Source organism: Streptomyces sp. CLV115, assembly GCF_038448545.1.
Classification (GTDB): domain Bacteria; phylum Actinomycetota; class Actinomycetes; order Streptomycetales; family Streptomycetaceae; genus Streptomyces; species Streptomyces sanglieri.
The window spans coordinates 12,383-36,254 of record NZ_JBCEWQ010000085.1 but is presented as its reverse complement, the minus strand read 5'-3'; the positions used below and the strand labels follow the sequence as shown (position 1 = coordinate 36,254).

19 protein-coding genes and 1 pseudogene are annotated in these 23,872 nt (G+C 72.1%); 10 read left to right on the top strand and 10 right to left on the bottom strand.

The features are described 5' to 3' along the window. Positions 1-202: pseudogene (locus AADR41_RS26130) on the top strand (hypothetical protein); the annotation flags it as partial. Here the strand turns inward: AADR41_RS26130 and AADR41_RS26125 are convergent. From AADR41_RS26125 to AADR41_RS26110, 4 genes are all read right to left on the bottom strand, one after another. Next, entirely contained in the window at positions 139-1,041 is a 903-nt protein-coding gene (locus AADR41_RS26125) for an RNA polymerase sigma-70 factor (protein ID WP_342283846.1), read from the bottom strand. The pseudogene AADR41_RS26130 and the gene AADR41_RS26125 sit on opposite strands and share 64 nt — an antisense overlap. A 41-nt stretch (positions 1,042-1,082) precedes the next feature. Then, a complete protein-coding gene (locus AADR41_RS26120) occupies positions 1,083-2,240 on the bottom strand; it encodes an NAD(P)/FAD-dependent oxidoreductase (RefSeq protein WP_342283845.1) in 1,158 nt (385 codons plus the stop codon). A 141-nt stretch (positions 2,241-2,381) separates the two neighbouring features. Beyond that, positions 2,382-2,663, bottom strand: coding sequence for a hypothetical protein (locus AADR41_RS26115; protein WP_342283844.1), 282 nt, complete (start codon positions 2,661-2,663; stop codon positions 2,382-2,384). A 365-nt stretch (positions 2,664-3,028) separates the two neighbouring features. Continuing rightward, positions 3,029-6,319, bottom strand: coding sequence for a S41 family peptidase (locus tag AADR41_RS26110; protein ID WP_342283843.1), 3,291 nt, complete (start codon positions 6,317-6,319; stop codon positions 3,029-3,031). Positions 6,320-6,494: 175 nt separating this feature from the next. Here AADR41_RS26110 and AADR41_RS26105 point away from each other — a divergent pair, with 175 nt between their 5' ends. After that, on the top strand, positions 6,495-7,067 hold the full coding sequence (locus AADR41_RS26105; RefSeq protein ID WP_342283842.1) for a TetR/AcrR family transcriptional regulator: 573 nt from the start codon (positions 6,495-6,497) through the stop codon (positions 7,065-7,067). A 136-nt stretch (positions 7,068-7,203) separates the two neighbouring features. Then, positions 7,204-9,420, top strand: a complete 2,217-nt coding sequence (locus AADR41_RS26100; protein ID WP_342283841.1) for an MMPL family transporter — start codon at positions 7,204-7,206, stop codon at positions 9,418-9,420. Between the two features lie 180 nt (positions 9,421-9,600). Here AADR41_RS26100 and AADR41_RS26095 read toward each other — a convergent pair whose 3' ends face one another. Beyond that, positions 9,601-9,951 carry an SsgA family sporulation/cell division regulator gene (locus AADR41_RS26095; RefSeq protein WP_342283840.1) on the bottom strand — a complete coding sequence of 117 codons (351 nt, stop codon included), beginning with the start codon at positions 9,949-9,951 and terminating at the stop codon, positions 9,601-9,603. 246 nt (positions 9,952-10,197) lie between these two features. Between AADR41_RS26095 and AADR41_RS26090 the strand changes: the two genes are divergently transcribed. From AADR41_RS26090 to AADR41_RS26070, 5 genes are all read left to right on the top strand, one after another. Next, positions 10,198-11,262: an energy-coupling factor ABC transporter permease gene (locus AADR41_RS26090; RefSeq protein WP_342283839.1), complete on the top strand. Its 1,065-nt coding sequence runs from the start codon at positions 10,198-10,200 to the stop codon at positions 11,260-11,262. Between the two features lies 1 nt (position 11,263). Further along, on the top strand, positions 11,264-12,025 hold the full coding sequence (cbiQ, locus tag AADR41_RS26085; protein ID WP_342283838.1) for a cobalt ECF transporter T component CbiQ: 762 nt from the start codon (positions 11,264-11,266) through the stop codon (positions 12,023-12,025). After that, complete coding sequence (locus AADR41_RS26080) at positions 12,022-12,792, top strand: energy-coupling factor ABC transporter ATP-binding protein (protein WP_342283837.1); 771 nt, start codon at positions 12,022-12,024, stop codon at positions 12,790-12,792. Before cbiQ ends, AADR41_RS26080 begins: the two co-directional genes overlap by 4 nt. 66 nt (positions 12,793-12,858) lie before the next feature. Beyond that, positions 12,859-14,025, top strand: coding sequence for a serine hydrolase domain-containing protein (locus AADR41_RS26075; RefSeq protein ID WP_342283848.1), 1,167 nt, complete (start codon positions 12,859-12,861; stop codon positions 14,023-14,025). Then, positions 14,022-14,822 (top strand): SDR family NAD(P)-dependent oxidoreductase, encoded by an 801-nt coding sequence (locus AADR41_RS26070; protein WP_342283836.1) that lies wholly within the window; start codon positions 14,022-14,024, stop codon positions 14,820-14,822. The genes AADR41_RS26075 and AADR41_RS26070 overlap by 4 nt, the downstream gene beginning before the upstream one ends. 32 nt (positions 14,823-14,854) lie before the next feature. Here the strand turns inward: AADR41_RS26070 and AADR41_RS26065 are convergent, their stop codons facing one another. Further along, a complete protein-coding gene (locus AADR41_RS26065; protein ID WP_342283835.1) occupies positions 14,855-15,847 on the bottom strand; it encodes an Lrp/AsnC family transcriptional regulator in 993 nt (330 codons plus the stop codon). Positions 15,848-16,137: 290 nt separating this feature from the next. On the opposite strand from AADR41_RS26065, the gene AADR41_RS26060 reads away from it, so the two are divergent. Further along, positions 16,138-17,676, top strand: coding sequence for a DHA2 family efflux MFS transporter permease subunit (locus tag AADR41_RS26060; RefSeq protein ID WP_342283847.1), 1,539 nt, complete (start codon positions 16,138-16,140; stop codon positions 17,674-17,676). A gap of 185 nt (positions 17,677-17,861) precedes the next feature. On the opposite strand, the gene AADR41_RS26055 is transcribed toward AADR41_RS26060, so the two are convergent. The 3 genes from AADR41_RS26055 to AADR41_RS26045 form a co-directional block, all read right to left on the bottom strand. Beyond that, a complete protein-coding gene (locus AADR41_RS26055) occupies positions 17,862-18,713 on the bottom strand; it encodes a DMT family transporter (RefSeq protein WP_342283834.1) in 852 nt (283 codons plus the stop codon). Continuing rightward, positions 18,710-19,204 (bottom strand): YbaK/EbsC family protein, encoded by a 495-nt coding sequence (locus AADR41_RS26050; RefSeq protein ID WP_342283833.1) that lies wholly within the window; start codon positions 19,202-19,204, stop codon positions 18,710-18,712. Before AADR41_RS26050 ends, AADR41_RS26055 begins: the two co-directional genes overlap by 4 nt. Before the next feature lie 108 nt (positions 19,205-19,312). Continuing rightward, positions 19,313-20,950: a penicillin-binding transpeptidase domain-containing protein gene (locus AADR41_RS26045; RefSeq protein ID WP_342283832.1), complete on the bottom strand. Its 1,638-nt coding sequence runs from the start codon at positions 20,948-20,950 to the stop codon at positions 19,313-19,315. A 225-nt stretch (positions 20,951-21,175) separates the two neighbouring features. Between AADR41_RS26045 and AADR41_RS26040 the strand changes: the two genes are divergently transcribed. Then, positions 21,176-21,811 carry a GNAT family N-acetyltransferase gene (locus AADR41_RS26040; RefSeq protein ID WP_342283831.1) on the top strand — a complete coding sequence of 212 codons (636 nt, stop codon included), beginning with the start codon at positions 21,176-21,178 and terminating at the stop codon, positions 21,809-21,811. A gap of 103 nt (positions 21,812-21,914) precedes the next feature. Here AADR41_RS26040 and AADR41_RS26035 read toward each other — a convergent pair whose 3' ends face one another. Continuing rightward, positions 21,915-23,681 carry a dolichyl-phosphate-mannose--protein mannosyltransferase gene (locus AADR41_RS26035; protein ID WP_342283830.1) on the bottom strand — a complete coding sequence of 589 codons (1,767 nt, stop codon included), beginning with the start codon at positions 23,679-23,681 and terminating at the stop codon, positions 21,915-21,917. Positions 23,682-23,872: the final 191 nt, after the last annotated feature.

Genomic DNA, 23,872 nt, shown 5'->3' with positions numbered 1-23,872 from the left:
GTGGGGGCGGGGGCTGGTGCTGGTGGACGGGTTGGCGCTGGGGTGGGGGATCGAGCAGGGGCCGTACGGGAAGACGGTCTGGTGCGAGTTGCGGGCCCCCGGCCCGCTCCTCGACGAGGGGCGGGCCGGTGAAGGAGGTCAGCGCAGGGTGAGCGGGGTCTCGGAGCCGACGCGGGTCAGCTTCTCCGGGTTGCGGACGTAGTAGAGGCCGGTGATGTGGGCGTCCTCGATCCGGAACGCCACGACGCCGTCGACGACGCCGTCCAGGCGCAGCAGGAACGCCGGGTTCCCGTTGGCCAGGGTGGGGCTGATGGTGATCGTGGCGGTGTTCTTGCCGGCGCCGCCGACGAGGTAACGGGCCACCTTGTCGGCGCCGACGATCGGCCGCCGGGCCGCCTGCTTGATGCCGCCGCCGTCGCCGAGGAGGACCACGTCGGGGGCGAGCACGTCGAGCAGGCCCTGGAGGTCCCCGGTCTCCAGGGCGCGCCGGAACGAGTCCACCGCCGCCCGGGACACGCTCGCCGAGACCGCCGCACGGGGGCGGCGGGCATCGACGTGCTTGCGGGCACGGTGTGCGATCTGGCGGACGGCCGCGGGGGTCTTCTCGACGGCGGCGGCGATCTCGTCGTAGTCGACGGCGAAGACCTCGCGCAGCACGAAGACGGCGCGCTCCGTCGGCGACAGGGTCTCCAGGACGAGCATCAGGGCCATCGACACACTCTCGGCGAGCTCGACGTCCTCGGCCACGTCCGGCGCGGTGAGCACCGGTTCGGGAAGCCAGGGACCGACGTACGCCTCCCTGCGGCGCGACAGCGTGCGCAGCCGGTTGAGGGACTGCCGGGTGGTGATCCGGACCAGGTAGGCGCGCTGGTCCTGCACCTTTTCCGGGTCGACCTCGACCCATCGCAGCCAGGTCTCCTGGAGGACGTCCTCCGCGTCGGCCGCCGACCCCAGCATCTCGTAGGCGACGGTGAAGAGCAGGTTGCGATGGGCGACGAAGGCCTCGGTCGCCGGGTCGGTGGTGGCGTGGTCGTCGTTCACTTCTTGCCTCTCCTCGGCGATCAGCGCTCGGCCCGCGGGGCTCAGGCCGTTTGCCCGGCGGTGGCCGGTGCCTCGGCGCGTCCGGCACGCGGGCCGCTCTTGCGGGCCTCGTTCACCAGCTGCTTGACGGTGGCCCTGCAGACGGTCTCCTTGAGCTTCGCACCCGGGCGGCCACCCAGGAGCAGCGGGATCGCGTGGTCGTTCACGGAGGCGAACTGGAAGATCCCGGTGCGGCGGCCCAGGCTCATGCACTGGCCGGCGAACCGCACCTTCAGGGGTGCGGGCCGCTCGCCCGCGACCCGGCTGAGCACCGTGCGGGCGGCGCGCGAGCCCAGCTGGCCCGCGGCCTGGCAGCTCATCCGGAACGGCGTGCCGGCCGGTGCCGCCGCGTCCCCGGCCGCGACGATGCGCGGGTCGTCCACGCTGGTCAGCGTCTCGTCGGTGCGCAGGCGGCCCGCGGCGTCGGTGCTCAGCCCGCTGCGGGCGGCCAGGTCCGGCACGCTGAATCCGGCGGCCCAGACGGTGACCCGGCTGGGGAGTTCGCGGCCGTCGTCGAGCCGTACGGCGTCGCCGGTCACGGCGGCCACCCGCGCGCCCGGGCCTTCGACCACGGTCACCCCGAGCCCGGCGAGGGTCCGGGCGACCGCGCGGCGGCCCCGGGGGTGCAGGTACGGGCCGAGCTCCTCGCCGCAGACCAGGGTCACGGCCCGGCCCTCCTCCGCCAGTTCGGCGGCGGTCTCGATGCCGGTCGGGCCCGATCCGACCACGGTCACCGGGGCCGTCGCGGGGGCGGCGTCGAGGAGCGGCCGCAGCCGCCGTGCCTCTTCCAGGGTGGCGATCGGGTGGGCGAACTCCGCCGCGCCGGGCACGTCCGGTGCGGCGCTGGAGCTGCCCACCGCGTAGATCAGGTAGTCGTAGCCGACCGTCGAGCCGCCGGTCAGTTCCACGCCGCGCCCGGCCGCGTCGATCGTCGCCACGCTGTCGACCACCAGCCGGACGTTCCCGGCCAGGACCTCCGCGTAGTCGACGACGGCGTCATTGCTGCCGCCGACCAGCTGGTGGAGGCGGATGCGCTCGACGAAGTCGGGGCGCGGGTTGATCAGTGTGACGGTCACGTCGGCCTGCTGGGCCAGCCGGTTGGCGGCGGTGACGCCCGCGTAACCTCCGCCGATCACGACCACGCCGGTGTTCTTGTTCATGGTGTCTGCGTCTCCGTCCGGTTCCGTTGCCTGCTTACGGCATCAAGACACCGGACGGAGGAGAGCTGTGACAGGGCGTGATTCAGGTCACGTCCGGCGCGGTGGCCGGGGCGGACGCCACCGGGACAGCACGTGGCTGAATCACCATACGGACAGGTCCTGTCCGTTTGCGTAGATCAGATGTCCACCACGGACGTCTGTCGGGGCCATGTCGCCCACGGAGAGCCCGTTGCCCGTGCCGCCTCGCGCCCACGGTGAGTCGCGGTAGCCGACCGCGTTGACCACGCGAACCTTGAAGTCGACGTTGTTGGGGGTGTACCCGTTGACCCAGAGGTTGTCGGCGGTGGCGTGAAGCGCAACCCAGTCGCCGTTGTACCACTTGGACCCCGTGTAGCTGATTGTGCATGAAAGGTCTCCCCCCACCCACACCTCTTGGGGGCAGGGCTGTGCTTCGGCCCCCTGGATCCCCGTCGGCGAGGCTGTCGCCTGACCTGCCAGGGGCAACGCCGACATGGCGAGTGCGACAAGGGGGATCACGGACTTTCTCACTGTTTCACCCATCTGTTGGCGCCGGTCGTACCGGCGGGCGCGCATCATCCTGACCTTGCTCGTCGGGTGGCAGTGAGAAGAGCCGGTGTTTGGCCCGAAACCGCCAAGTATTGGCTTCCGCAGGGTGGTTGACTTCAAAATGATGGCGCGTCGGATGTGGGTCGTGGGCGAGCGCCCGTGCACGACGGCCCCGCGCTCCGAGGAGTCCGCCACCCCGGGAGCCCGCCGCGCACGGTCCGCTACCTCGGCGGCAGCGGCGGCCGTCGCCGGTCCGGGACGTCGTCGTACGTCGGCGGGGTCGCGGCCGGCTGGGCGTCCAGCAGGTCCAGGGCGACCCGTACCGCGTCGTCGAGCACCGCGTACCGGCCCTCCGCCCAGTCGAGGGGGGTGCGCAGCGCCTCCAGGTCCGGTTCGACGCCGTGGTTCTCGACCGACCAGCCGTAGGTGTCGAACCAGGCCGCGTTCATCGGCACCGTGATCACCGTGCCGTCGCCGAGCCGGGTCCGGCCGGTCATGCCGACGACGCCGCCCCAGGTCCGCTGGCCCACCACCGGGCCGAGCTTCAGCAGGCGGAACGCGGCGGTGATCATGTCGCCGTCGGAGGACGTCGCCTCGTCGGCCAGGGCGACCACGGGGCCGCGCGGGGCGTTGGAGGCGTAACTGACCGGCTGGGCGTTGCGGGTCAGGTCCCAGCCGAGGATCCGGCGGGTCAGCTTCTCGACGACCAGTTCGCTGATGTGGCCGCCCGCGTTGCCGCGCACGTCGACGATCAGGGCCGGGCGGGACACCTCCATGCGCAGGTCCCGGTTGAACTGCGCCCAGCCCGAGCCGCCCATGTCGGGGATGTGCAGATAGCCGCACTTGCCGCCGCTCAACTCCCTTACTACTTCACGGCGTTTGGCCACCCAGTCCTGGTAGCGCAGCGGCCGCTCGTCGACCAGCGGTACGACGGCGACGCGGCGGGAGCGGCCCTCCTCCCCGGCCGGGCGGAAGGTCAGCTCGACGGTGGTGCCGCCCGCCGCCGTGAGGAGCGGGTACGGTCCGGTCACCGGGTCGACGGGGCGGCCGTCGACATGGGTGAGGACCGCGCCCTCCCGGATGCCCGTACCGGCCAGCGGGGAGCGGGCCTTGGAGTCGGAGGAGTCGCCCGGCAGGATGCGCCGGATCATCCACTCGCCGTCCCGGCACACCAGGTTCGCGCCGAGCAGGCCGATCGCCCGCTGGTAGTGCGGCGGGCCCTCGTTGCGGCGGGCCGGGGCCACATACGCGTGCGAGGTGCCCAGTTCGCCCAGGACCTCGCGCATCAGATCGGCGAACTCGTCGGGGGAGGAGACCCGTTCGACCAGCGGGCGGTACTGGTCGAGCACCGCCGTCCAGTCGATGCCGCACATCTCCGGCTCCCAGAAGTAGGAGCGGATGATGCGGCCGCCCTCCTCGTACGCCTGCCGCCACTCCGCCGCCGGGTCGACCTCGTGCAGGATGCGGCGCAGGTCCAGGTAGACGGTGGTGTCGCTGTCCCCGGTCTCGGTGGCGGGCACGGCGCGCAGCTCGCCCTCGTCCATGACGACCAGCCGGGTCGCGTCGCCGCTGACCGCGAACCAGTCGAGATGGGAGACCAGTTCGGTCTTCCTGGCCCTGGTGATGTTGAAGTGTTCGAGGGTGGGGCGGCCCGACATGTCCGCCGGGTTGGCGAAGGTCTCGCCGAGCGCGCCGGAGATCGGCCAGCGCAGCCAGACCAGTCCGCCGCCGCTCACCGGGTGCAGGGCGGAGTACTTCGACGCGGAGACCGGGAAGGGCGTCACCCGGTTCTCCAGGCCCTCGAACTCGACGGTGACCGTCGACGGGCCCTCGCCCGTGCCGATGTCGGGGGTGTCGTCGGCCGGGTCGAGTCCGCCCGCCGCCGGGCGGCCCTCCGGGGACAGGGCGAACGGGGAGGGCGTGGCGGAGGAGAGCGGCACCAGGTACGGGCGGCAGCCCAGCGGGAAGGAGAGGTCGCCGGTGTGGACGTCGTACACCGGGTCGAAGCCGCGCCAGGACAGGAAGGCGAGATAGCGGCCGTCGCCGGTGAAGACCGGGTTCTCGTCCTCGAAGCGGCCGTTGGTGACATCGACGATCACGGGCGCGCCGGTGCCCAGGATGCGGGCCAGCTTGATCTGGCGCAGCGAGCGGCCGATGCCGGGGTGCGACCAGGTCAGCCAGGCGCCGTCCGGGGAGAACGCCAGGTCGCGGACCGGGCCGTTGATCGAGCGGATCAGCTCGGTGGGTTCGCCGGTGGAGGTCTCCTCGTCGGTGTCCAGGAGCAGCAGCCGCCCGTCGTTCGTGGCGATGGCGAGGCGTTCGCCGTCCGGGTCGGCGGTCAGCTCGTGCACCCTGCCGAGCTGACCGGAGGCCAGCCGGCGCGGCTCGCGGTCGCCGCTGGCGCGCGGCAGGTACGCGATCTCGATGGCGTCCTCGCCGTCGGCGTCGGTGACGTAGGCGACCTGGCCGCCGCTGCCGAGCATCTCGGGCAGCCGGACCCGGACGCCCGGGGTGTCGGCGATGGTGCGGGCGGGGCCGTCGCGATGGGTCAGCCAGTACAGGCTGCCGCGTACGGTGACGGCGCTGGCCCGGCCCGTCTCGTCCACGGAGAGCGAGTCGACGTTGCTGGCGGCCGGGACCTGGTGGACGCGCCGCCCGGTGCGCGGCCCGCCGAGCCGGACCGACAGCTTGCGCGGCACCGCGTCCGGCGACGCCAGGTCGTCCACCAGCCACAGATCGCCCGCGCACTGGTAGACGACCCGGTGCCCGTCGCTGGAGGCGTGCCGGGCGTAGAAGGCGTCGTGGTTCGTGTGGCGGCGCAGATCGCCGCCGTCGGGGCGGCAGGAGTAGAGATTGCCGACGCCCTCGTGGTCGGAGAGGAAGGCGATCCGGCCGCCGACGAACATCGGTGAGTCGAGATGGCCGCCGATGTCCGGGAGCAGCCGTTTGCCGTGCAGCCACAGCCGGCCGGTCGCGCCGCCCCGGTACCGCTTCCAGGCGGCGGGTTCGTGCGGCGGGGTGCCGGTGAGCAGCAGGGTGCGCCGCTCGTCGTCGATGTCGGCGACGTCGATGCCGGAGACCGGGCCCCAGGGCAGTTTGCCGCCGGGGCTGCCGTCGGTGGGGACGCTGTAGGCCCAGGAGATGTGCGAGAACGGCTGGCTGTGCGAGGACACGGCGAGGATCTGGGCGGCGTCCCCGGGATCGGGGGTCCAGCCGCAGACCCGGGTGTCCGTCGACCCCCAGTAGGTGAGCCGGCGGGCCGGGCCGCCGTCCACCGGCGCGAGATGGATCTCGGGATCGAGGGTGCGCCAGGTCGTGTACGCGATACGGCTCCCGTCGGGCGAGAAGCGCGGATGACTGACCCGGGTCCGGTCGATGGTCAGCCGCCAGGCGCGGCCGGGCCGCTCCCCCTCGGGCGCGAGGGGGGCGACCCAGAGGTCGTCCTCGGCCGCGAAGCAGAGCAGATCGTCGTGGAGGTGCGGGAAACGGAGATACGCGGCGTCGTCACTCACCCTTCAATGCTTTCCGCGTGGAAGGGCCCCGGCAACTCGTGACGCGGTACCGGTTGTGGTGCGGAACACAAGCGAAACGATTTCGTTTCGCTGGACGGCCGGGGTACCGTCGATGTGTACGAAACAGTTTCGTTCGATTGACTGACGTACGAGAACCCGAACAGGAGGTCGACACGTGGCACGCACCCGGCTCACACCCGAGCGCGAGAGCGAGCTGTACGCCGCCGTGCTCGACCTGCTCCGCGAGGTCGGTTACGACGCCCTGACCATGGACGCCGTCGCCGCCCGCACCCGTTCCAGCAAGGCCACCCTCTACCGCCAGTGGGGGAGCAAGCCGGAGCTGGTCGTCAAGGCCCTGCGGCACAACAAGCCGGTGTCCCTCGAAGAGATCGACACCGGGTCGTTGCGCGGCGACTTCCACGCCGTGCTGGGCCGTACCGACGACTGCCAGATGGAGAAGGACTCCGCGCTGATGCGGGGCCTGAGCCATGCCGTCCACGAGAATCCCGATCTCTATCAGGCCCTGCGCGACCTGCTGATCGAGCCGGAGATGACCGGCCTCGACCGGCTGCTGCGCCGAGCCGTGGACCGGGGTGAGGTGCGTCCGGACAATCCGGCGCTGAAATACGTCTCACACATGTTGATCGGCGCCTTCGCCGCCCGGCAGATGGTCGAGGACCGCTCGGTCGACCAGGCGTTCCTCAACGATTACGTCGAATCCGTGGTCTTCCCCGCCCTCGGAGTCTGACTGCCCGGACCGCCCCGCGTGGTCCGTCCCCGTCGCACCGCCCCTCCCCAAGCCCCACCTGACACGCCGCTCTCGTCGTCGGGCTGGTTCCTCACGCCCTTTTCCACTCACACGACCTGACCGGGAGTACGCCCCCGTGGCCACATTCCTCTACAAGCTCGGACGGCTTGCCTTCCGGCGCCGCCGCTATGTCGCCCTGATCTGGGTGGCACTGCTGGCGCTCGCCGGATTCGGCGCGGCCTCCGCGTCCACCGCCACCTCCAGCTCCTTCTCGATCCCGGGCACGGAGGCGCAGCGCGCCTTCGACCTGCTGGAACAGCGCTTCCCGGGGGGCAGTGCGGACGGTGCGACCGCCCGGGTCGTCTTCAAGGCGCCCGACAGCGGGAAGATGTCCGACCCGGCGAACAAGGCCGAGGTCAACAAGGTCATCGGCGAGCTGAAGTCGGGCTCGGACCAGATCGCCTCGGTCTCCGACCCGTACACCGCCGGAGCCGTCAGCAAGGACGGCTCCACGGCGTACGTCTCGGTCTCCTACAAGGTCAACTCGATGGAGCTGACCGACGAGACCCGGGACGCCCTGGAGGACGCGGGCCACGCGGCGCAGAAGAGCGGGATGACCGTGGAGATCGGCGGTGACGCGCTCCTGGTGATGCCGGAGACCGGGGCCACCGAGATCATCGGTGTCGCGATCGCCGCGATCGTGCTGGTCATCACCTTCGGCTCGCTGATCGCCGCCGGGCTGCCGCTGCTCACCGCCCTGATCGGCGTCGGCATCGGTGTCTCGACGATCACCGCGCTGGCGAACGTGCTGGACCTGGGCTCCACCACCTCCACCCTGGCGATGATGATCGGCCTCGCGGTCGGCATCGACTACGCGCTCTTCATCGTCTCCCGCTACCGCGCCGAGCTGGCCGAGGGCAGGGAACGCGAGGAGGCGGCCGGACGGGCCGTCGGCACGGCGGGCTCCGCCGTCGTCTTCGCCGGTCTCACCGTCGTCATCGCGCTGGTCGGCCTCGCCGTCGTGAACATCCCGATGCTGTCGAAGATGGGCTTCGCCGCGGCCGGCACCGTCGCCATCGCCGTACTCATCGCGCTCACCCTGGTCCCGGCCCTGCTGGGCTTCGCCGGGAAGCGGGTCCTGGGACGCAAGGCGCGCAAGGCGGCAGGGGCCCCGGACAGCACCGAGGACAAGCCGAACATGGGCACCCGCTGGGCGCGGTTCGTGCTGCGCAAGCCGGTGTGGGTGCTTCTGGTCGGCGTCATCGGCCTCGGCGCGGTGGCCGTACCGGTCGCCTCCCTGGAGATGGGCCTGCCCGACGAGGGCTCCCAGCCCACCAGCACCACCCAGCGGCGCGCCTACGACCTGCTGTCCGACGGCTTCGGCCCCGGGTTCAACGGGCCGCTGATGGTCGTCGTCGACACCGCGAACAGCTCCGACGGCAAGACCGCCGCCAAGCAGGTCACCGACGAGATCTCCGGCATCAAGGGCGTCGTCGCCGTCACCCCGGCCCAGTTCAACAAGGCCGGCGACGCCGCGATGATCACCGTGGTCCCGAAGGACCGGCCGAGCTCCGTCGACACGGAGAACGTGGTCCACGCGATCCGGGACGCGGGCAAGGACATCAAGTCCGACACCGGCGCCGAGGTCCTGGTCACCGGCTCCACCGCGATGAACATCGACTTCTCGCAGAAGATGAACGACGCGCTGCTGCCGTACCTGGCGCTCGTCGTCGGCCTGGCCTTCCTGCTCCTGATGGTGGTCTTCCGGTCGGTGCTGGTGCCGCTGAAGGCGGCCCTCGGCTTCCTGCTCTCGGTCGTCGCGGCCCTGGGCGCGGTCGTCGCGGTCTTCCAGTGGGGCTGGCTGGGCTCGCTCTTCGGGGTGGAACAGCCCGGCCCGATCATGTCGATGATGCCGATCTTCATGGTGGGCGTGGTCTTCGGCCTCGCGATGGACTACGAGGTCTTCCTCGTGACCCGGATGCGCGAGGCGTACGTCCACGGCGAGAAGCCCGGCCAGGCGATCGTCACCGGATTCCGGCACGGCGCCCGGGTCGTCACGGCCGCGGCCGTGATCATGATGGCGGTCTTCGCCGGCTTCATCGGCTCCAGCGAGCAGATGGTCAAGATGATCGGCTTCTCGCTCGCCATCGCCGTCTTCTTCGACGCGTTCGTGGTCCGCATGGCGATCGTGCCCGCGGTCCTGGCCCTGCTCGGCCACCGCGCCTGGTCGCTGCCGCGCTGGCTGGACCGGATCCTGCCGAACGTGGACGTGGAGGGCGAGGGGCTGCGTGAGCAGCTCGACGAGACGCCCGGCGGTGAGAGCGGGGGCGAGCGCGAGCTGACCCGGGTCTGAGCCGCGAGGCGAGAGCCGCGACGAGTCTCCGGGCCCGCGTCTGAGCGGAGCGCGGCCCCGGAAGCGCCGGTTACCTGTGGGGACGGGGGACCGGGGCGATGAGAGAAGCCCCCGTGCGAGCGGCACGGGGGCTTCTCTCATGCGGTTCTGCGGCGGTCCGGCACGATCCGGACGGAGGCCCTAGGCGTGCGCGGGCGGCTTGGTGCTCTCGGTGTGCGTCCGGTGCAGGAAGCGGATCAGCGGGGCGCTGTCGAACTGCACCACCTCGACGCCGTCGGCCGAGTGGTTCTCCACGACCAGCTGGGTCCGTCCGCAGGGCCAGACGCGGATGCCGCCGCGCTCGGTGGGGCCGCGCAGTCCGCCCTCCAGCAGATCGCGGCCGAATGCCCAGTCGGCGCCGCCGGGGAACGCGACATGGACGGTGCGCGGGTCCTTGTCGGCGTCGTACAGCAGGTCGACCGGTATCGCCGGGAGATCGGGGGTGTCGTTGACGAGCCAGGCATCCGCCTGCTCCTGGATCACGGGGGGCATGACACGACTCCTCCTGTGTGTACTGCTTCGCCATCCAATGTCGCACATTTCCGGCCACTGGCGCGGGGAGCGGCTGCGTACGAGTGCGGGGAACGGCTGCGCATGGATGAGAGGAACGGCTGCGCACGGACGCGGGGAGCAGTTGTGACGGAGCCGCTCTTGCGAAGGGTTTGCAACAAGGCCCTATCATTGAGCGGTTCACGACATCGTCCGCGGCCGCGCACGACCGCAGGAAGCGGAGCCCCCATGCATGTACCCGACGGATTCATCAACGCGCCCGTCTCCGCCGCCGCCGGAGTCGTCGCCGCGGGTGCGGTCGCCGTCAGCCTGCGGGGCGCCCGGCGGGAGCTGGACGAGCGCACCGCGCCGCTCGCCGGTCTGGTCGCCGCGTTCATCTTCGCCGTACAGATGCTGAACTTCCCGGTCGCGGCCGGCACCAGCGGACATCTGCTGGGCGGAGCGCTGGCCGCGATCCTGGTCGGGCCGTACACCGGCGTGCTCTGTGTGACCGTCGTCCTGCTCATGCAGGGCATCCTCTTCGCCGACGGCGGCCTCACCGCGCTCGGCGTGAACGTCCTCGACATGGGCATCACGACCACCGTCGTCGCCTACGCGCTCTTCCGCGGACTGCTCGGGGTGCTGCCGAAGACCCGGCGCTCGGTGACCGCCGCGTCCTTCGTCGCCGCCCTGGTCTCCGTGCCGGCCGCGGCCGGCGTCTTCACGCTGATCTACTGGATCGGCGGCACCACCGACATCCCGATCGGCAAGGTCTTCACCGCGATGGTCGGGGTCCACGTCCTGATCGGCATCGGCGAGGCCGTGATCACCGCGCTGACCGTCGGCGCCGTCATCGCCGTACGCCCCGACCTGGTGCACGGCGCCCGCGGGCTCGGCTCCTCGCTCAAGCTCCGGATCGACGGCGAACTGGTCGACGCCCCGGCCCCGGCCTCCGCCCCGGCCGCCCCGGTCGCCGCCCGCTCGCACCGCAGGATCTGGGCCGCCGGCCTGGTCACCGCCCTCGTCCTGGCGGGCTTCGTCTCCTACTACGCCTCCTCGAACCCCGACGGTCTGGAGAAGGTCGCCGCCGACCAGGGCATCGACAAGAAGACCGAGGAGCACGCGGCCAAGGACTCCCCGCTCGCTGACTACGGCGTCAAGGACGTGTCCGACGCCCGGATCTCCGGCGGCCTCGCCGGGGTCATCGGCGTCGCCGCCACCGTCGTCGTCGGCAGCGGAGTCTTCTACGTGGTCCGCCGCCGCCGTACGCCGGACGCCCCCGCGGACACCACGCACGACACGGAATCCGTCTGACATGGGCGCGGGTCACGCACACCGGCTCTACCGGCACGGCCACTCGCCGATCCACGACCTGCCGCCGCACTGCAAGATCGCCGCCGCCTTCTGCTTCGTCGTGGTCGTCGTCTCGACGCCCCGCGAGTCGATGTGGGCGTTCGCGCTGTACGCGGTGCTGCTCGGCGTGGTCACCGCGCTGGCCCGCATCCCGGCGGGCTTTCTGCTCAAGCGGCTGCTCATCGAGGTGCCGTTCGTCGCGTTCGCGCTGCTCATGCCGTTCGTGGTGCCCGGCGAGCAGACCCACGTACTCGGCCTCTCCGTCAGCGTCCCCGGCCTCTGGGGCGCCTGGAACGTCCTCGCCAAGGGCACCCTCGGCGTCGCCGCCTCCGTGCTCCTGGCCTCCACCACCGAACTGCGCTCGCTGCTGCTCGGCCTCCAGCGGCTCAAGCTGCCGCCGCTGCTCGTCCAGATCGCCTCCTTCATGATCCGGTACGGCGACGTCATCACCGACGAGATGCGCCGGATGTCGATCGCCCGCCGCTCCCGGGGCTTCGAGGCGCGCGGCGTACGGCAGTGGGGCGTCCTGGCCAAATCGGCGGGCGCCCTGTTCATCCGGTCCTACGAGCGCGGCGAACGCGTCCACCTCGCGATGGTCAGCCGCGGCTACGCCGGATCCATGCCGGTCATCGACGAGGTGACCGCCTCCCGCACCCAGTGGGCGTACGCCGCGGCACTCCCCGTCCTCGCCCTCGCCGTCTGTCTGCTGGGATGGACCCTATGAACCGGCCCACCGCCCCCGCCCCGTCCCTGGAAGTCAGCGGCCTCGCCTACGCCTACCCCGACGGCCACCAGGCGCTCTTCGGGGTGGACCTCACGGTCGCCCGGGGCGAACGCGTCGCCCTGCTCGGCCCCAACGGCGCCGGAAAGACCACCCTCGTCCTGCACCTCAACGGCATCCTCGACGCCGGGGCCGGCACCGTCCGGGTCGCCGGTCTCCCGGTCGACAAGCGCAACCTCGCCGAGATCCGCCGCCGCGTCGGCATCGTCTTCCAGGACCCCGACGACCAGCTCTTCATGCCCACCGTCCGCGAGGACGTCGCCTTCGGACCGGCCGCCTCCGGGCTGCGCGGCGCCGAGCTGGAGGCACGCGTCACCGAGGCGCTGGAACAGGTCGGCATGGCGGAGTACGCGAACCGCCCGCCGCACCACCTCTCCTTCGGCCAGCGCCGCCGCGTCGCCGTCGCCACCGTCCTCGCCATGCGGCCGGAGATCCTCGTCCTGGACGAGCCGTCCTCCAACCTGGACCCGGCCTCGCGGCGCGAACTCGCCGACATCCTGCGGTCCCTGGACGTCACCGTGCTCATGGTCACGCACGACCTGCCGTACGCACTGGAGCTCTGCCCGCGCGCGGTGATCCTCAGCGAGGGCGTCATCGCCGCCGACGACCGCACCCAGGACCTGCTCTGCGACGAGAAGCTGATGCGTGAACACCGCCTGGAGCTGCCCTTCGGCTTCGACCCGCGTTCCGTGACTGTGAACATGAGGTGACCTGCCACTCCTGCCGCCCGCGACGGGATGCACCATGGGGGGATGAGCGGGAGCGCAGGAGCAGACGTGGACGTACGCGGCACGGTGGCGGCCGGATTCGAACCGGTCAGGGATGCCTTCATCGGTAACTTCGAACAGCGCGGTGAACGCGGCGCGGCCGTCACCGTCTACCGGGACGGGCACAAGGTCGTCGACCTCTGGGCCGGCACCAGAGACGTCGACGGCGTCGAACCCTGGGCCGTGGACACCGTGCAGATCGTCCGCTCGGCGGGCAAGGGCATCGCCGCCGCCGTACCGCTGCTGCTGCACCAGCGCGGCCAGCTCGACCTGGACGCCCCGATCGGCACGTACTGGCCGGAGTTCAAGGCGGCCGGCAAGGAACGCGTACTCGTCCGCCACCTCCTGTCCCACCGGGCCGGCATCCCCGCGCTCGACTGCCCGCTGACCCCCTCCGAGGCGGCCGACGGGATCTCCGGCCCGCAGGCCGTCGCCGCCCAGCGCCCCCAGTGGGAACCCGGCACCGACCACGGCTACCACGCCCAGACCTACAGCTGGCTCATCGGCGAACTGGTGCGCCGGGTCACCGGACGCACCGTCGGCCGCTGGATCGCCGAGGAGATCGCCCGCCCGCTCGGCCTGGACTTCTGGTTCGGCCTCCCGGCGGACGAGGCGCACCGGGTGGGCCGGGTCGGCCCGGTCGAGACGCCCGCCGCGGGCCACGGCAACGGCGGCGTCCTGCGGCTGCGCCCCAAACGCTCCGTCAGCGAGGCCTACCGCGACCCGCAGTCCCTCACCCGCCGCGCCTTCGGGGCCATCGACCCGCTCCCCGACGAGAACGACCCCGGCTACCGGGCGGCCGAACTCCCCGCCTCCAACGGCATCGCCACCGCCCGCGCGCTGGCCCGCTGCTACGCCGCGATGATCGGCCCGGTCGACGGCCACCGCCTGTTCGCCCCGGCCACCCTCACCCTGGCCCGCACCGAGGAGTCCGCGGGCCCCGACCGGGTCCTGGTCGTCAACACCCGCTTCGGCCTCGGCCACATGCTCCACGGCCCGGCGTCCCCGCTGCTCGCCCCCGGCTCGTTCGGCCACCCCGGCCGGGGCGGCTCCCTCGGGTTCGCCGACCCCGAATCCGGCATCGCCTTCGGATATGTGACGAACGGTCTGCAGAAGGGAGTAACCGCCGATCCCCGAGCCCAGGCCCTGATCAGGGCAGTACGGTCGGCGCCATGACTACTCCACACCCCACGGGTCCGCGATTCGACGGCCACGGCGTACTCATCACCGGAGCGGGCCAGGGCATCGGCGCGGCCACGGCCCGCCGACTGGCCTCGGAGGGCGCCCGGGTCCTGGTCACCGACCTGCACGGGGACCGCGCGGAGCGCACCGCCGCCGCGATACGCGAGACGGGCGGCGCCGCCGAGTCGCTGCCCTGCGACGTGGCCGACCAGGCGGCCGTCGAGGCGGCGGTCGCCCACGCGGTCGCCGCCTTCGGCTCCCTGGACGTGCTGGTCAACAACGCGTACTCCTGCACCAGAGACGTCCCGCTCTTCGAGGACCAGCCCGACGAGTCCTGGCAGCGCGACCTGGACATCACCCTCACCGGCCCCTACCGCTGCGCCCGCGCCGCCCTCCCGTACCTGGTGGCCTCCGGCCGGGGCGCGATCGTCAACATCGGCTCGGTCAACGGCGAGCAGGACTTCGGCAACCACGGCTACAGCGCGGCCAAGGCGGGCCTGGCAAGCCTGACCCGCACCCTGGCCGGCCACGCCGGACCGCGCGGCGTGCGCGTCAACCTGGTCGCCCCCGGCACCGTCCGCACCGCCGCCTGGGCGGGCCGCGACGCCGAACTGGCCCGGGTGAGCGGCCTCTACCCGCTCGGCCGGGTCGGCGAGCCGGAGGACATCGCCTCCGCCGTCGCCTTCCTCGCCTCCCGCGACGCGGCCTGGATCACCGGGACGACGCTGCGCGTGGACGGCGGCCTGACGGTGACGAACTACGGTTTCTCGCAGGCGGTCGCGGGGACCTGACCGAGGCGGACACGGCCCGCCCCGCGCCCGGGTCAGGCGAGCGCGGGGTGGATGAGCCGCCCGTTGAGGATGAGGGAGGCGGCCTGCTTGAGGCGGCGCACCCGCACACTGATCTCGTAACCCCTGATGCCTTCGGTACGGGCGAAGCGGCCGCTGAGGTAGCGGTAGAAGTCCGGGGTGTCCTTGCAGATGACCACGGCCATGATGTTGTGCCTGCCGCTGATGGCCGCGGCGAAGGCGCACTCGTCGTGCCTGCTGATCTCCTCGCCGATCTCCTGGAGCCGGGGCAGCTCGACCTGGAGCCAGAGGGTGGCGTTGAGCTCGTAGCCGAGGCGTTCGGGCACGGCGTCGATGTCGAAGACCAGCGACCCGCTGCCCTCCAGGGCCTCCAGCCGGCGGGCCACGCGTGGCTTGGACCAGCCGGTGGCTTCCGAGAGGCGGGTGTGGGAGGCGCGGCCGTCCTCCGCCAGCGCTTCGAGGAGCGGGCGGTCCTCCTCGGTCGGGGTGAGCGGGGGCCCGCTGGGGGTGGGGAGCTCCGCGGTCAGCATCCGCACCTGCTCGTCGGTGAGCGAGCCCTCCCGCCCGGTCCAGCCGGCCGTGTCCGGGGAGCCGAAGCCGTGCACGAGCAGGTCGACGTTCAGGTCCAGGACCGAGGCGGCCCGGGGAAGCTGCCGCAGCAGCACGTCGTCGCGGGCGGTCCCGGCGGGCGAACGGATGATGCAGATGATCTCCGAACCGCCGGACGCGATGCTGGTGTACGCGACCTCCGGCCGGCGGGCCAGGGACTCCGCGAGGGGCCCCACGGCGTCCGGGCGGCAGCGCAGCCGCGCGATCCACTCGGACCGGCCGTGGGCGGCCGGGCTGCTCAGCCCGACGACGCGGACCACGCCATTGCGGCGCAGGGTTTCGTAGCGGCGGGCCACGGTCTGCTCGGACACCCCGACGACCTGGCTGAGGCGGCGGAAGGAGACCCGCGGCGAGCAGTTCAGTCCATGGATGATTTTGCGGTCAAGGTCGTCAGGCATGGATGAATGGTCACACGGGAAGCCCCGTGATCGGAGGTTCTGTGACGTATGCCGGGATCGCTTGGGGATTGATCGACGGTCGGGGCGAAGCTGGTCGGCGGCTCTGCGGGTGATCGGCGGACCGCGCGGAACGCGGTGGTGCGCCGGAGCTCCCGTGAGCGGGCGCCCGCCGGACGGCGGAGCTCACATCGCAGCCGGTGCCCGCGCGGCACCCACCCCGCAGCAGAAGGAACCTCTTCGTGAATTCCGCAACGACACAGGACAGATCAGGGCGGGGCGTCACGCTCGTCATGGCCTGCCTGGGCGTCTTCGTCGCCTACCTCCCCGTGACCACCGTGTCGGTGAGCCTGCCGGCCATCCAGCGGGCTCTGGGCGCCTCCACGTCCCAGCTGTCCTGGGTCTCGGACGCCTTCGTGCTGCCGATGGCCGCGCTGATCCTGACCACCGGGGTGTGGGGCGACGTCCACGGCCGCAAGCGGGTCTTCCAGGCGGGCATGGCCCTCTGCGCGCTGGGCGCGGCGATCTCGCTGTTCTCGGACTCGGTGCACGCCCTGTGGGTGGGGCAGGCCGCCTCCGGGCTGGGGGCGGCGGCGCTGCTGCCGACGACGCTGGCCCTGATCAGCCACGCGGTCCCCGACCACCGGGAGCGCGGCAGGTTCATCGGCCTGTGGGCGATGTCCCTGATGGCCTCGCTCGCCGTGGGCCCGCTGATAGCGGGCGTGCTGCTGGAGCACGTCGCGTGGCGCTGGATCTTCCTCCTGCCCGTGCCGGTCTCCCTGATCGTGCTGGTCGTCGCGGCGTTCCTGCTGCCCGACTCGCGCGCCCCGCACGGCCGCCGGCTCGACTGGCCCGGACAGATCACCGCGGCCGTCGCGGTCACCGCGGTCGTCTACGGCGTCATCGAGGGCGGCGCGGACGGCTTCGGCGAGCCCGCCGTGGTGACGGCCCTGGTGCTCGGCGCGGTCTCCGCCGTCGTGTTCGTCGTCGTGGAGCGCCGCAGCGCCAGCCCGATGCTCGACCTGGCGCTGTTCCGCAGCCCGGCCTTCACCGCCACCGCCCTGGTCGCCATGATCAGCTTCCTCGGGCTGATCGGCTTCTTCTTCGTGCTGAGCCTCTACTTCGGCATGGTCCAGCACCTGACCACGATCGAGGCGGGGCTGCGCATGGTGATGGTGTCCGGGGTGGCCCTCGTCGTCGGCGCGCCCATCGGACGCCTGATGCACCGGGTCTCCGCCCGGGTCCTGATCACCGCGGGTCTGGTCGTCGCGGCGGGCGCGATGCTCTCGCTGACCGGCGTCGACGCCGACACCTCCTTCGGCTCGATCGTCTGGCGGCTGGCCCTGCTGGGCCTCGGCATGGGTGGCGTACTCACCCCGATGACCGCCTCCGCGGTGTCCTCCGTCCCGTACCACCTGGCCGGGATGGCCGCCGCCGGGAACAACGCCTTCCGCCAGGTCGGTGGCGCCCTCGGTCCTGCCGTGCTCGGCGCCCTGCTGACCACCCGGGCCCTGGACGCGCTGCCCGGCCGCCTCGCCGACGCGGGGGTGCCCGCCGAGGCCGGTGCCCGCGTCCTCGACACCGCCCGCGAGCAGGGACTCGGCGCCGTGGCCGGGCTCGACCTGGACGCCGCCACCGGACCGGCCCTGACCGCCCTGGGCGACTCCTTCCTCGACGGCATGCGGCTCTGCCTCACCGTCTCGGCCTCACTCGCCCTGCTGGCCGCCCTCGCCTGCGCCGTGCTCCTGCGCCCGGCCGCCGGACCGGTGGCCCCGCAGGCCCCGGCCACCGAGGAGAAGCCGGCCCGCCCGGCCCCGGTCCCGGCGGGCTGAGCGCGGCCGGCCCCGGGGCACCGGCTTTTGGACACCCGACCGCCCCGCCATGCGCGGCACGGCGGGGCGGTCGGGCCGGTGTGGGGCCGGTCCAGGCCGGGCGGCGCCGAACTCCCCGTCCTCGACGCCCGCGACGAAGCCGGCGAAGGAGACGGCGGAAGTGCGCAGCACGGGGCCGCCCGGGTTCAACTCGTGTGCAGCATCAGCCCGATGCCGACCACCATCAGCCCGGCCGCCGCGATGCGCGGTGCGCCGAACCGTTCCTTGAAGAACAGCGTTCCGATGGCCGCTCCGACGATGATCGACGACTCGCGCAGCGCCGCGATCGGAGCCAGGGCGGCCCGCGTCTGGGCCCACAGGACGAGGCCGTACGCCGTCACCGACAGGGCCGCGCCCAGCAGTCCGCGTACGGCGAACGGGCGCAGGGAGGGCAGGAGTCCGGCGCGGCGGCGGTACAGCGCGTAGGCCGGGATGGCCAGCCCCTCCAGGATCATCAGCCAGGCGATGTAGCCGAGCGGGGTGCCCGAGGCGCGCACCCCGACGCCGTCCACCGTGGTGTACCCGGCGATGGCCAGACCGGTCGCGAGGGCGGCCAGCAGCGCCGGCCAGTCGGGGCGCCGGCCGGAACCCCGGATGCCCCAGAGGGCGAGCCCGACGAGCCCCGCCGAGGCCACCGCGACCCCGGCCGTGGCCCAGCCGTCCGGGTGCTCGCCGACGAAGACCGCGGCGAGGACCGTCACCACCAGCGGGGCCGTACCCCGGGCGATCGGGTACATCTGCCCGAAGTCGCCCAGGGTGAACGAGCGCATCAGCAGCAGCATGTACGCCACGTGGAGCCCGGCCGAGACCAGCAGATACGGCCAGGCCCCGGCGGCCGGGAACGGTACGAGGCAGGCGGCGGCCGCGCCGATCAGCAGCCCGCCGCCGGAGATCAGGGTGAACGAGAGGAGCTGGTCCTTGATCGCGTGCGCGATCGCGTTCCAGCTCGCGTGCGTGACCGCCGCGACCAGGACCGCCAGGGCGACCAGCGGGGTCACTCCGACTGCTCGCGCACGTCCACCACGGTGCCGCCGGCGTGCGCGACCAGTGACTTGGGGTCGAGCGGGAAGACGGTGTGCGGGGTGCCCGCCGCCGCCCACACCACGTCGTGGTCCAGCAGCCCGCGGTCGGCCAGCACCCGGGTCCTCGTACGGTGCCCGAAGGGCGGCACGCCCCCGATCGCGTAACCGGTCGTCTCCCGCACCAGCTCGGCGCCGGCCCGCTTGACCTTCCCGGCGCCCAGCTCCGCGCGTACGCGCTCCACGTCGACGCGCGAGGAGCCGTCCATCAGGACCAGCACCGGGACGCCGTCGGCCTCGAAGATCAGGGACTTGACGATCTCGCTGAGCTCGCAGCCGATCGCGGCGGCAGCCTCGGCGGCGGTACGGGTGGCCTCCGGGAACCGGCGGACCTCGACATCGAGGCCCAGTTCCCGCAGGGCCTCGGCGAATCGGGGGTGGGCTTGGGCGGAGGCATCGGAAGTACTCATGCCCCGCACGCTAGCGAAGACGGGCCGGGACGCGCGGCGGTGTTCCACGCGTCGGACCCGCCCCGGGGCGCGTCGGACCCGCCCCGGGGGCAGGGCCGCCCGTCCGCGTCAGGACCCCGCCCGCAGCACCGCCGCGACCACCGGGCCCGCCGCGTCGCCGCCGTGGCCGCCGGACTGGACGACCGCGGCCGCGGCCAGATCGTTGTTGAAGCCGGCGAACCAGCTGTTGGAGGTGGCCTGGCCGTCCACCTCCGCCGAGCCCGTCTTGGCGCCCTTGTCGCCGACGACCGAGGCCATCGCGGCCTTGCCGGTGCCCCAACTCGCGGTCTGGCGCATCATGCTGGTGACCTGCTGGACAACGTACGGGCGCAGCGAGCGGGCGGCGGTGGCGATCGGCCGGTTGTCCAGTTCGCGGTCCACGATGATCGGCTGGCGGAAGGTGCCGGTGCGTGCGGTGGCGGTGATGGACGCCATGTTGAGGGCGTTCATCTGGACCGTTCCCTGGCCGATGTACTGGGCGGCCGCCTCGCCCTGGGTCTCCTCGGGCACGCTGCCGTCGTAGGACACGACGCCGGTCTGCCAGTCCAGGCCGATCCCGAAGACGTCACGGGCCTCCTTGGCCAGCGCCGCGTCGTCCTTCGTGTCGTCGATCAGCTTGATGAAGGCCGTGTTGCAGGACCGGGCGAAACTGGTCGTCAGGGTGCCGCCGGGAATCGAGAAGTCGTCCAGGTTCTTGAAGGTGCGGCCGTAGTACGTCGCGGTCGGCGGGCACTCGATCTTCTGGTCGGCCGAGGCGAGCCCCTTCTCGATCAGCATCGCCGCCGTCACGATCTTCATCGTCGAACCGGGGGCCTGCTTGCCCTGCATCGCCGCGTTGAACCCGGTGGCCGGGTTGTTGGCGACCGCGCGGATGGCGCCCGTGGACGGCTTGACCGCGACGACGGAGGCCTGGCTGAACTTCTTGACGGCCACCTCGGCCGCCGCCTGGGCATCGGCGTCCAGGGTGGTCCGCAGCTTGCCCGGCCGGCCCTTGGCGAGGGTCAGCAGGGTCTTGTCGGGGCTCTTCGCGTCCGCGTTCTCGATCACGGTCTCGATGCCCGCGGTGCCGCCGGCCTTCTCGCCGTACTTCGCGCGCAGCGCGTCCAGGATCGTGCCCAGCGAGGGGTACTTCTCCTTGGTGAGCGGCCTGCCGTCGTGGTCGAGGGCTTCGATCGACGGGGTGGACGCCGCCCCCGTCCGGAGCGTCGCGCCGTCCGTCAGGTCCGGATGGATCACGGCGGGCGCCCAGTCCACCAGGGGCCTGCCGGTGGTCAGTCCGCGCACCACGGTCAGCTCCGAGGAGTACGACCAGGGCTTGGACTTCCCCTCGAAGGAGACGGTCGCCTTCACCGTGTACGGCACCTTCGCGCCGACCGCCGGGCCCGGGGTGATCACCGCGTCGGTGACATGGGCGGTCTCGCGGTAACCGGTGAGGGCCGGTCCGGCCTCGGCCGCGTTGTTGGTGAGCTGGGACGCGGTGTCCGCGTCGCCGTCCGCCCACGCCTTGAGGAACTTCTCCGACGCGTCGTCGATCTCGGCCTTGGTGACCGGGCCCGTCTTCACCTCGGCGGACGCGGACCTGCTGTCCGTACCGCCGCCGCCCCCGCCGTTCAGCCCGTCCAGGACGTTGTACGCCCCGTATCCGACGCCGCCGACCACGACCGCGAACACTCCGCCGACTATCGCAACCTTCGCTCCACTGCGCATTGCTGCAGTCCCCCTCCCCAGGAGTCCCCCTTGAACGTGTTCAAGGGGATGCTGCTCGGCACCCTACGGGACGGTGGTGAAGGCGGGGACAGTTGTTATCGGAACGCGATACGTGCGGCCCGGGCCGGCCGGTCGTACCCGAATCCCCTGTCGTGCGCCGTGACGCGGCGTAATGTGTGCCAACGGTGACTGACTATTACTCGACCGTTGCTCGGGGAGGGCCTGATGGTTGCGGACATGATCGGTACCTGGGTGGAGGGCTGGGCCGTGTCACGACGGACGCCCCCACCGGTCGCGAAGCCCTGGGGCCACTTCGTCGAAGTGGCCGGCGACCCCGCCGAAGTGGGGCGCCACGTCCTGCCGGTGGCCGATGAGGCACTGGTCCGCAGCGCCGCCGCCTCCGTGACCCTGCCGCGGACCTGGATGAAGATGCCGGCGGAACCCGGGGAACTCGAACCGTGGCTGCCGAGGGGCTGGCGGGTGGCCTGGGCGGACACCGGGCACCTGATGGCCATCGACCTGGCCGCCACCGGGCCGGTGGCGCCCGACGGATACACCGCCACCGTGGAGACCGTCGGCTCCGTCGTCCACGTCCGGGTGCTGGACGCGCTCGGCGAACAGGCGGCCAAGGGACAGATGGCGATGCTCGGAGAGGACGCGGTGGTGGACCGGGTGGGGACCGAGGAACCCCATCGGCGGCGCGGGCTGGGCCGGTTCCTGATGCGCGTGCTCGTCGACCACGCCCTGGAGCGGGGCGCGGCCCGGGGTGTACTCGGCGCGACCGACGCCGGACGGGCGCTGTACGAGACGCTGGGCTGGAAGAAGCACGCGACGCTGGCGGAGTGCGTCTACCGGGCGTGAGAACGACCGGGGCCGGGACGTGGGAGCACCCGCAGGACGGGTGGCCGGTGAACCACCGAGGGGCCGCGGTCGACGACCGCGGCCCCTCGGTGTTCCTGCCCGGCTAGATCCAGGTGTCCAGCCACATCCGCTCGCGCCACGACCCGTCCGGGATCGGCGTGCCCGTGTAGATCGGCCAGAAGTAGACGAAGTTCCAGATGATCAGCAGGACCAGGACGCCCGCCCCGATCGCGCCCAGCGTCCGCCGCCGCTCGCCCGTCGGATCGCCGGGACTCAGGCCCAGTTCCTGCCCGGTCCCCGTACCGGCCGCCGGGCCCAGCATCGCGCCGATCATCATCGTCACCGCCAGACACAGGAACGGCACGAACACGACCGCGTAGAAGAGGAAGATCGTCCGCTCCTGGTAGAGGAACCAGGGCAGCCAGCCCGCCGCCACGCCGCAGACGATCGCCCCCGCCCGCCAGTCGCGCCGGAAGAACCACCGCCACAGCACGTACACCAGGGCGAAGCACGCCGCCCACCACAGCAGCGGCGTCCCGATGGCCAGCACCTCGCGCGAGCACTTGCCGGTCGCCGACGCCGCGCAGCCCTGCTGCTCCTCCCAGAAGTACGAGACCGGCCGGCCCAGCACGATCCAGCTCCACGGATTGGACTGGTAGGTGTGGCCGGACGTCAGGTTCACATGGAATTCGTAGACCTGGTACTCGTAGTGCCACAGGCTGCGCAGCCAGTCCGGCAGCCAGGTCCAGTCGCCGCCCCGGCCGTCGGTCTGCGCCCAGTTCCGGTAGTAGCCCTTGCCGGTGACGATCCAGCCGGTCCAGGAGACGAGGTACGTGAGGATCGCGACCGGGACCGTCGAGACGAACGCCGGCAGCAGGTCCCGCATCAGCACCGCCGTGTACGGGCGGACCGCACCTGCGGTCCGGCGCGCACCGACGTCCCACAGCACCGTCATCAGGCCGAAGCCGACCATGATGTACAGGCCGTTCCACTTGGTGGCGAAGGCCAGCCCGAGCATCAGGCCCGCGGTGATCCGCCAGGGCCGCCAGCCGAGCCGCAGATTCTCCGCGACCTCCGCGTCGGGGCGCAGCACCCCTTCCTCGTCGACCGGCAGCGCCGCGGCCAGTCTGCGCCGGGCCCAGTCGCGGTCGATCAGCAGCGCACCGAACGCCGCCAGCACGAAGAACATCAGCACCAGGTCGAGCAGCGCGGTGCGGCTCATCACGAAATGCAGACCGTCGACGGTGAGCAGGGCGCCCGCCAGGCAGCCCAGGAACGTCGAGCGGAACAGCCGCCGGCCGATCCGGCACAGCATCAGCACCGACAGCGTGCCGAGCACCGCCACCATGAACCGCCAGCCGAACGGCGTGAACCCGAAGAAGTGCTCACCGAGCCCGATGATCCACTTGCCGACCGGCGGGTGCACCACGTAGCCCGGGTCCACCGGGACGTCCACCTTCGACGGGTCCGCGAGGATCAGCTTGTCGATGTCCTTGGGCCAGTCGCCCTCGTACCCCTGGTTGATCAGGGCCCAGGAGTCCTTGGCGTAGTACGTCTCGTCGAATATCAGCGCGTGCGGGCTGCCCAGATTCCAGAACCGCAGCACCCCCGCGACCAGCGCCACGAGCAGCGGACCGCCCCACGCCGACCACCGCACCAGGCGCTCTGCCGCCGGCGGGGAGATCCCGAGCACCGCCCACAACTGGATGCCGGGCCTGGTGTACGGCGGGACGAGCCGCTCGCGCAGCCCGATCCCGGGCCGGGGCGAATGGCCGAAGCGGCGCAGCCGCTGCTGCCAGGAGGCCGGATCTTCGCCGTGCGGTTCCCCGGCGTCTTGGCCCTGTCGGGCTTCGGGCGCAGTACTCGTCACCGCGCCATCGTAGGGAACACATCTGTGCGGGCGCCCCTCCCGGCAAGCCTTGCCCGTCGCGCCGCCCAGCACGCACGCTCGCGGCGTTGGACGAAAGCCCCGGTAGCGCCGCTACCGGGGCTTTCGTCCGCCTTGCGATCGCACGCACCGGACGACGCTCCTTCCGGGCAAGCATTGCCGGTCACGGCACC

Excerpts from the sequence above, each read along its gene's own strand:
- AADR41_RS26120 (WP_342283845.1), bottom strand. The coding sequence starts at position 2,240 with ATGAACAAGAACACCGGCGTGGTCGTGATCGGCGGAGGTTACGCGGGC.
- AADR41_RS26095 (WP_342283840.1), bottom strand. The coding sequence starts at position 9,951 with ATGCCCCCCGTGATCCAGGAGCAGGCGGATGCCTGGCTCGTCAACGAC.
- AADR41_RS26090 (WP_342283839.1), top strand. The coding sequence starts at position 10,198 with ATGCATGTACCCGACGGATTCATCAACGCGCCCGTCTCCGCCGCCGCC.
- cbiQ (WP_342283838.1), top strand. The coding sequence starts at position 11,264 with ATGGGCGCGGGTCACGCACACCGGCTCTACCGGCACGGCCACTCGCCG.
- AADR41_RS26080 (WP_342283837.1), top strand. The coding sequence starts at position 12,022 with ATGAACCGGCCCACCGCCCCCGCCCCGTCCCTGGAAGTCAGCGGCCTC.
- AADR41_RS26070 (WP_342283836.1), top strand. The coding sequence starts at position 14,022 with ATGACTACTCCACACCCCACGGGTCCGCGATTCGACGGCCACGGCGTA.
- AADR41_RS26065 (WP_342283835.1), bottom strand. The coding sequence starts at position 15,847 with ATGCCTGACGACCTTGACCGCAAAATCATCCATGGACTGAACTGCTCG.
- AADR41_RS26060 (WP_342283847.1), top strand. The coding sequence starts at position 16,138 with ATGGCCTGCCTGGGCGTCTTCGTCGCCTACCTCCCCGTGACCACCGTG.
- AADR41_RS26050 (WP_342283833.1), bottom strand. The coding sequence starts at position 19,204 with ATGAGTACTTCCGATGCCTCCGCCCAAGCCCACCCCCGATTCGCCGAG.
- AADR41_RS26045 (WP_342283832.1), bottom strand. The coding sequence starts at position 20,950 with ATGCGCAGTGGAGCGAAGGTTGCGATAGTCGGCGGAGTGTTCGCGGTC.
- AADR41_RS26040 (WP_342283831.1), top strand. The coding sequence starts at position 21,176 with ATGGTTGCGGACATGATCGGTACCTGGGTGGAGGGCTGGGCCGTGTCA.